9 protein-coding genes and 1 pseudogene are annotated in these 8494 nt (G+C 40.4%); 8 read left to right on the plus strand and 2 right to left on the minus strand.

Annotation, left to right across the window (positions count from 1 at the left end; genetic code table 11):
* Positions 1-394, plus strand: a 394-nt coding sequence (locus AC1IR0_RS15450) for a plasmid replication DNA-binding protein (RefSeq protein WP_479741548.1), incomplete at its 5' end; no start/stop codon positions are given.
* Positions 395-419: 25 nt separating this feature from the next.
* Here AC1IR0_RS15450 and AC1IR0_RS15455 read toward each other — a convergent pair.
* Together AC1IR0_RS15455 and AC1IR0_RS15460 are read right to left on the minus strand one after the other, a co-directional pair.
* Positions 420-911 (minus strand): hypothetical protein, encoded by a 492-nt coding sequence (locus AC1IR0_RS15455; RefSeq protein ID WP_479741549.1) that lies wholly within the window; start codon positions 909-911, stop codon positions 420-422.
* Positions 912-1333: 422 nt separating this feature from the next.
* The gene (locus AC1IR0_RS15460) at positions 1334-1747 is read right to left on the minus strand and encodes a hypothetical protein (protein WP_479741550.1); all 414 of its coding nucleotides are present in this window, start codon (positions 1745-1747) and stop codon (positions 1334-1336) included.
* A 513-nt stretch (positions 1748-2260) separates the two neighbouring features.
* On the opposite strand from AC1IR0_RS15460, the gene AC1IR0_RS15465 reads away from it, so the two are divergent.
* The 7 genes and pseudogenes from AC1IR0_RS15465 to AC1IR0_RS15495 all read left to right on the plus strand — a co-directional run.
* Positions 2261-2515, plus strand: a complete 255-nt coding sequence (locus tag AC1IR0_RS15465; protein ID WP_479741551.1) for a hypothetical protein — start codon at positions 2261-2263, stop codon at positions 2513-2515.
* A gap of 193 nt (positions 2516-2708) precedes the next feature.
* Complete coding sequence (locus AC1IR0_RS15470; protein WP_479741552.1) at positions 2709-4541, plus strand: VapE domain-containing protein; 1833 nt, start codon at positions 2709-2711, stop codon at positions 4539-4541.
* Positions 4542-5593: 1052 nt separating this feature from the next.
* Complete coding sequence (locus AC1IR0_RS15475; protein WP_479741553.1) at positions 5594-6538, plus strand: hypothetical protein; 945 nt, start codon at positions 5594-5596, stop codon at positions 6536-6538.
* Positions 6538-6909 (plus strand): hypothetical protein, encoded by a 372-nt coding sequence (locus tag AC1IR0_RS15480; protein WP_479741554.1) that lies wholly within the window; start codon positions 6538-6540, stop codon positions 6907-6909. Before AC1IR0_RS15475 ends, AC1IR0_RS15480 begins: the two co-directional genes overlap by 1 nt.
* A gap of 161 nt (positions 6910-7070) precedes the next feature.
* Positions 7071-7295 (plus strand): hypothetical protein, encoded by a 225-nt coding sequence (locus AC1IR0_RS15485; RefSeq protein WP_479741555.1) that lies wholly within the window; start codon positions 7071-7073, stop codon positions 7293-7295.
* A gap of 4 nt (positions 7296-7299) precedes the next feature.
* Positions 7300-7806, plus strand: coding sequence for a hypothetical protein (locus AC1IR0_RS15490; RefSeq protein ID WP_479741556.1), 507 nt, complete (start codon positions 7300-7302; stop codon positions 7804-7806).
* Positions 7807-8210: 404 nt separating this feature from the next.
* Positions 8211-8494, plus strand: a pseudogene (locus AC1IR0_RS15495) (plasmid replication DNA-binding protein); the annotation flags it as partial.

Consider the following 8494-nt stretch of genomic DNA (forward strand, 5'->3'; position numbering starts at 1 on the left):
TGGTGGCAAACAGAAAAAAACTGTACCGAACAAGTCCGATACAATGCCCGCGCAACAGTCCGAACTGGTGGTCGAACTACTCAAAGAACAATTGAAACAGGCGGCTGAAAGAGAACAGTTCTATAAGGCTGAAATAGCCAATATCCGTAAGGACTTCGACGACTATAAGCTACTCATTGGAATGAAACAAAACCCAGAAATCCACTCCCCTCCCGCTGTTCAAGAAGAACAACCCGAACAGCGTTTGCCACAGGAAAACGATACAAGTCAAACAGGACAAGAGATACAGCGTAATGACAGTGCAATACCGCAGGAAGAAATAGATAATAGAACAAAAAAGCTTAAAAAGAAAAAAGGATTATTTAATCGAATAATTAATGCTGTTTTAGAATAAAAAGGACCTATTAAGGTCCTAATCTTTATTCATGAATAGTATTTATACCCGATTCTAACTCTTCTGTAGTGGGCAAATTAAATGGAGGATGAGGCGCTACAGAAATAATACTTGCAGCTTTTTCTAATTGGCAATAACTGTAGTGGACTACAAATTCTGAAGTTTTGTCACCAAAAGGACCTGCATAATGCCCAACACCAATATGATAATGGAATAGCTTATGTTCATTAGCAAATGTAACTTTTTCAAGATAACAAGGTTTATCTGAATCAGGATCGTTCGACTGCTTATTACGACCTTCTAGATTAACAAATCCGTTTTTATTGATCTGAACTACAAATTTAGTTACTTGGTACTCTTCTTTATCAGTAAAGTTATACTCATCTAAAGAGTCAAAATAGCTATTTAAAATAAATACTTTTATTCCATGTGATGGAAGTTGTGTACCTTTATAGCCCTTTAAATTTCGCTTTTCATACGCGCTAGTCTGCGCTCCATTCTCTTCGCCTTCATCCATTGATGTAATTCCTCAGTAGTCTTATATTCTGGCAATTCATTGGCACCAGAACTTATCTGGTTACGCATTTTATCCATATCAAAATCAACTCCACGCACTGAGTGACGTATTGTCTGTGATGATGAACGAACAATAGATATTGCCATGATTTATATGACCTAATTCAATGAGGTTACTTAATGAAAATTCAAGTATCTGAGCGGAAATTAAAATAGTTATTTTTACATTTCACAGCGTACTATGAAATATATATCTGATTATCTACAGTGATGGGTACATAAAGCAAGGGTACATTGCAAAAAAGCATCAAATATTATAGTTCATTACAACTTTTATACCACTCGCATAGTTAAAGAATCCAAGAATGCTAAAGCCTGTAAGAAACGATGGGAACAGACTAATAGTAATCTGTTCCCAAAGTATTAATTATTTCCATCCAAGTCTTCAGGACGAATATCTTCTAATGTTTCTTTAAGATCATCTATTTTTTCGACGATTGATTCTAATGCTTCTGGTTCATCTGTCTTTTCAATTTTTTCTCTTAATGCTTCAATATCTTTATGATATTCAGGGGCAGTCTCTATATATCTTTCAAGGCGAATGAGTTCCTCACCTCTTTCCATACCTTGGACGTTATCTCCGTCTTCATTGAAGGTTTCTGGACGATCTTCATTTCCATCATCATTCCCGGCGGTATTCCGGTAAAGTGTATCTTGTCTATCAAAGCGATCTTGCAAATCTTCAGCTTTATCGATATCAGAATTTAGATCTTGAGAAAGATCATCTAGTTGTTGCAATAGTTCTTCTTTGCTGTAATCGTATTGTTCTTCGCTCATGGCGACACCTTTCTTCGTTGTTGGATTTATACCAACAATAAAGATGATGGGTAACTTTTTTATTTCAATGACAGATAAAAAATATATTTCTCATGAGTGAAAACGGATAAGATTAAAAAGCAGAATAAAAATCTGGAATGAAAAATATTTTTATATACAGATTAAAAGAAATTATAAGCCATGAAAGTTAGTGATTTTGAAGGGAAATAAAGTCTATTTTTATGTGTTTTCCTGATAGACACTAGCAGTTGTTCTATGTATTATCAAACCACGCACTGAAATATATTTTTCATGTTTTGAGAATATCCAGACATGAAAAAGCCCGCATAAAGTTTGGCGACTCGCGGGCTATTTCAGAATCCATTACCAGAATATGGCGCTGTAACGCCTTAATCGGTTTAAGAATGATAACCCGACCAATGTTTTTCGGTCAAGGTTTAATAATAAATCATTACTTATAACTATTGTTGACGTTCATTTTTGCGCCAGATTCTATGTTTATAGAGTCTGACTATGATTAGAAGTACCCTAAGCGAAATTGCATTCGCTGAAACCTACAGCCAAAAAATTCACCTGGGCTGGAAATACTGCCAGGAAGTTGGCGTTCAATATAATCCTGTTGATTCAATTTCTAAACATCCCGAACAAGTAGCAGATATGATCTGGGCGCATGGCCGTTATGGTAAGCGTACCGAAGCCGTTAGAAAGCTTGATGCTATTCATGTCGTATGCGCTTATCTCTCTTTACACGGGAGTAATGCAGCATGAAAAAGCCCATCATTACCCGCAGAGAAGCTAAAGCCCAAGGCTTGGAATTTTATTACACTGGCGAACCTTGCCCGAATGGGAAAAAAGCCGAACGCCGTGTAAGCAACGGCCATTGCCTATGTTCTAAATGCAAAGCTGATCGCGCAGCACATTACCGCTCTTACTACGCTCGCCTTAAAACGGAGGGTGTCGTATGAATGCCAACGCTGAATTAATTATTGATTTAGATCAATGGATTCTTGAGAACACACGCGAACCTAAAGCGCCGTTTCGTACAGGATCACCTTTGCATAGGCTAAATATTCAAAATGGCCATTTCTATAAAGAAATCGGCTCATGCGTTACATATCAAGGCCGTGAACTAGAAGAAGGCAGTTTGGTTTATACCCTTTACGATCAAGAAACCTTGACTCGTATTGTTGGGGTCGCAGTGTACTTGACTGGCGAATATTTGGTTATTGGCCAGAAAGGTATTATCGCTTTCAACATGGAAGCACCTTCTAAACAATTTGTTGTTGCTTGCCCAGAAAAAGAATCACTGAAATTAGCTGAAACTGGCTATCCGGTTATTTGTGCATCCGCTGACGTGTTAGATATTGTTGTTCCCGAACACATTGCAATTCTGGACGGTACAGAACTATTTGAGGATACGCCAGTCGCTGAAATGACACCGCAGGCAATGCGCACGATCATTAATAATGCGTTCACGGAAGTTAAGCAGGCGAACATTCAAGAACAGACCGAACTAACTAAAGTTAAAAGCCAGTCATATCCGATTTCATTCGACGATAAAACACCATTTCCACACGTAACAAGCAACGGAAAGCCGAAAGGTACAATCCCTAACCTAGAGGAGCTATTGCGCCGTCTAGGGGCAACGGTGCGCTATAACGTGATTAAAAAGGAAGATGAAATCCTGATCCCTGGTACATCGTTTTGCGTAGACAATAATGCAAATGCTTGCATTGCAGAGATTGTTTCATACTGCAATCTTGTTGGGATGCCTACAGGAAATATTGACGGCTCTTTGACAAACATTGCAGCAAAAAATCAATATAACCCTGTCTTAACATGGATTAATTCAAAGCCTTGGGATGGTTTAAAACGCTGGGATGATTTCTGCAAGACGATTACCCCTAAAGAAATTAAACCACTACCGGACGGAACGCCTTTACATATCGCTTTAATCAAACGCTGGATGGTGTCTGCTATTGCAGCGGCAACAAGTAACGGTATTTCTGCTCAAGGTATGCTTGTCCTGCAGGGCGATCAAAACCTAGGTAAAACCCGCTGGTTTAAATCGCTGGCACCTGCTGACTTGGATGTATTGCAAGATGGCGTTCAATTGCGTGTAGATGATAAGGATAGCGTTAAACAGGCCGTGTCAAAGTGGATGATAGAATTAGGGGAAATTGATTCAACATTCAAAAAATCGGACATTTCAGCGCTAAAGGCATTCATTACCCGCGATCATGACGAATTACGCCAAGCATACGCCCGCAAAGAATCAAAATTCCCGCGCCGCACTGTATTTTTTGGTTCCGTGAATCCTAAAGCATTTCTACACGATGACACTGGGAACCGCCGCTATTGGGTAGTTGAGTGTGAAAACGTGAACTTTGAACATGGTTTTGATATGCAGCAAGTCTGGGCGGAGATTTATGAATGGTACAGCGCTAATCTGCATCATCCAGATGGCCGACCGTCATACACCCCAACCGCAGATGAATTGGCCGCATTAAATGAAAGCAATGAAGAATTTCAGGTTATTGACCCTATCGAAGAACGCATTTTATCGCGTTTGGATTGGCAGTCTAACAAGTCACGCTGGCGCTGGACCACAACAACAGAGCTACTGATTGAAATTGGTATCGATAAACCTTCACGCGCCGACACAATTAAGGCATCAGCTTGTATTAAAAAGCACAATGGCAATGAGCCAGTACGCCGCAGCAATGGGAAAAACTTAGTTCTTGCACCAAGTGTTATCTGCCTGACAAGCGATAACTTTGATCGGGCATTCTGAGTAATGAAATTCGACTAAACCAGCCAATTAATTAGCCCGGACAATGTTCCGGGTTTTTTATTGGCTATGCAGTGTAATCTACCCATAAACAGTGTAATCTCAGTGTAATCTCTAAAATATAGATTACACTGATTGAAAGCCTTATATAGCAAGGGTTTCAGACAGACAGTGTAATCTAGTGTAATCTATATAGTAAAATAGATATAAGTATAATATAGGGAAATATACCTCTAGAACTTATCCCTATATGGAAATTTGATTACACCTTTACACTAGATTACACTGTTTTGTGTTTTTATTATTTTATATCAATGACTTAACACAGTGTAATCTCACAGTGTAATCTATGTATGAGATTGCACTATTACACTGACATTACACTGCAAGATTTACTTGATTGAATACGTCCAGTTCATGACGAGCGACATGATCGAGTAGGGCAGCATGCTACTGTCATCTATTGATTGGGATTAATTAATAGTTTCTAAGGTACTTCTCTAGGGGGGGTGGTGTACGGGGGGCAAACCTCCGCCGCTTTTCATATCTGCGTGGCTTCCGAAACTCAATCTTACGTTTATGTCTTGTCTTAGGTTAGGAATGGCCGACAGAAAATAACCTCCCAGAACCCTTATGAAATGGGCTTATATCTGTCTAGCCTACATAATTGCACAACAGGGCGAACACCAAATTTATGTAGTATCCGCTTTTATGTCTGAACTACATCTAATTAATTCGATCCCGGTATTACCTTCTGGAAAACCAAAATGCGCCAGTACTAGGCCACCCCCTCAAAATTTTGAACGCTGTACGCGAACAGAACAGCAGAACACCCCACCAATTTTATTTCTATGCAACCTCATGCACCTAAAAACAAAAATAATTAAAAATATTTTTAAGTTTATTTTTCTTAAAACCATAACGGCAGATAACCGCCATTAATTTTGATTAATAAATATTAATAAAAACAGTAATTTTTGGGAAAAACCGCAGGATGAACCCGCTAATTTGATAGGGGAGAATGTAATAACTAAATACAACCTAGAGTTATAAAAATGCCTAACCGCAGCCTATCCAGCTCAATTGCTGAAATTAATCACCGCAATGTGCAAGACCTTGGAAACGATCCGATTAGTTTGCTTTTAAAAGATGCCATGACCAAAACCGGGCATAAGCAAGTAGGGGATCCAGCAAACCCTAAATTCGCCGTTGATCCGATGGCTTCGATGATTGACATTAACTTAAGCGAAAAATTAAGCCTTCCCACTTCTGGCGCGAATACATTACAGGATATGTATTTTTCGGACGTGGAATTGCGCCTTGCAGTCGCTCAAGCTTCTACCTACCTTCGTGCAGGCGTTGGATTGGCTGTAGCTCCTGACCCATATGCAAACAATACAAGCGGCCAACCTGGGGCTAATTTGGGTAAAAACCAATTTGCTACGGTTACGCCAGTCGTTCTGCAGAACGTTGCAGCCGGTACAGAACTTGTCCCGGTAGATTCACCAATCAAATTTACGCCTTATAAATTCGCTGAAACTGGCAGCCTGGGCGTTCAATTTGTTATTAGCCGCCGTCAAATGAAAGACACGCCATTTATGGCCCTTCATGGCCTGATTTATAAATCGTTAGTGGATGGTATCGCCCTTGCGATTGATAAAGTTATTGCCGCAGCAGTAGCAGCCAAAACCCCCGAAGCCTTCACATTGGCCGCAGCAGCAGCCGCAAAAGTTAAAGCTGGCGAGATTGCAGGAATTACAGACGGCACAAGCACCAAAGCTGTAATGGTTGAAGGTGATTTATATCTAAACGGCTTCAATGCAGAACTTGCAGCAGCACCGGGCAACTACCTGATTGCGCCTAAAACGTTTGCTGTAGCGATTCCTGAAAAAATGACTGTGCTTGTAAAACGCGGCATGAATGGATCGTTTGAGTTCACCTTGTGGACTGACCTTACAGCTCTTAGTACTGCCGACTCACTTGCTTGGAGTGTTGAATAATGGCTGGCCGCATATTTGGGACACGCGCAGCGCGTGAAGCAGCAGCGGCCAATACTGGGGAGCCGGAAGTTCCGGCTTATCCAGATTTGCCGAATAAATTAAACAAACTAATTTTTGAAACCCCATGCCTGGTGAACCGCCGCCACGATACTTATGCCGTAATTTTGGATGGTTGCATGATGCAGGCCGAAGAAATGGCAATTTCGAGCTGGCTAATCCGTACCTGGGGAGATCATTTGACCAATGAACAGTTTGCTATAGCTCAAGACCTCTTAATTTTCAAAGCCAAAGCATCGATTGAAGAAAATGAACGAGCTTTAAAACACCAGCAGGAATTTACCCAAGAAAATTACTTACAGGGGCATATCTAAATGAAACGACCAGGCAATACCGTAGTGACTTCTGTTTCTATTCCGAGTGACTTATCTGAGCAGATTGAAAAAGCGCTTTATAAGCACCGCCGTAAAATGTGCCAACAGAATACGAGTCGATCTAAATTTATTTCAATGATGATTCAGAAAGGACTTCAATCATGATTTTTAAGATTGTATTACCGAGCCATGATCCTCAACAGTTTGGATTCTTCACAGCATTGCTGACCAATATGGGCGTGGTCGCTTGTATTCAGACTGTCACCATTGATGACGAAACCGGACAATCTACCGTGACTATTCACGCACCAGAACAACACCAGCAAGACGGTATTAAGATTATGGCTAAAACAGCATTTCCAGATCACCAGATTGTGAGTGTCTAACCGAATGAGCTATTACATTGAAACCAGCGCTGGCGGATTTTTAAGCGGCCTTTATGCAACCGAAGGAGAAGCGCAGGCCGCTATTAAGCGCTATATAAGCCAATCTGCTAAACGATCCTCCCAACAGAACAACCTACGCCAAACAATAGCCAACCTGGGCCAATCTCTAGTAGTTGTCCGTAATGCAGACAGTCCCGCGCCAGATTATTTGGTTAATGAATTGGCCGCTGAAATCTATATGCGTATAGCTGGTGATGCAGTAGGAACGATCTACAGCAAGCCGCTATTGCTTGGAATGGCAAGAAGCCGCGTAATTGGTACGAAAGGCGAGTATTGGGAAATCACCCCATTACAGCGCCAGCAGGCTTTGGCTAAATTGATTACTGGAAATAATGGCCCACTGTTTGAAGATGCAGAAAGCGGATCAATTACCAGGACAAAAAATCCGTATTCATTGGCAGGGATTGGGAAAAAGGATGGGCTTTTCAAAAGCTATATTCAGCGGATTTAATACAGCAAAAAGCCCCGGTAAAGGGGCCTTTTACTATCCATGGAAAGAAGTGTAAGAGGTGAATGAATCCTCTTAAGATTAATATTAGCCATAACGCTAAATAAATAGAAATACTTTGTTCATATAAGCCGTTGATTAAGATAAATTAATGACAATTATTTTTAATTATTTTAAGTTATAAATTAGCCTAAGAAAGCATTATTCATATATCTAAAATATGTCTTAATCAAATACTGGCGCTGACAGTTTTTTTTAATGCTTTTTCACTTCGTATAATGAATCTTATGTTAAATGGGCAAAAAATAAGCCCTATTTTTAGAGTTGAATTGCCGAGATCAGGGATTATGTTAAGCGAAAAATTGTTTTACATAACGCCCTAGATATTGCGAAGATAGGCGAAAAGAATGAAAACGGACTATTCACCAATGAGCCTTCTAACAATTGTCGAAGCAGCAAAGCAATTTAATGTCACCAGGTCCCGGATTTATCGTGCTTTGGAAAAAGGCACTATTACGGCCCAGATTGATAGCGAAGGAACAAAGCGATTAGACCCGACTGATCTTGTCCGCGTGTTCGGTGGTGGCAAACAGAAAAAAACTGTACCGAACAAGTCCGATACAATGCCCGCGCAACAGTCCGAACTGGTGGTCGAACTACTCAAAGAACAATTGAAACAGGCGGCTGAAAG

The sequence above is a fragment of the Acinetobacter sp. 129952 genome, assembly GCF_056642055.1.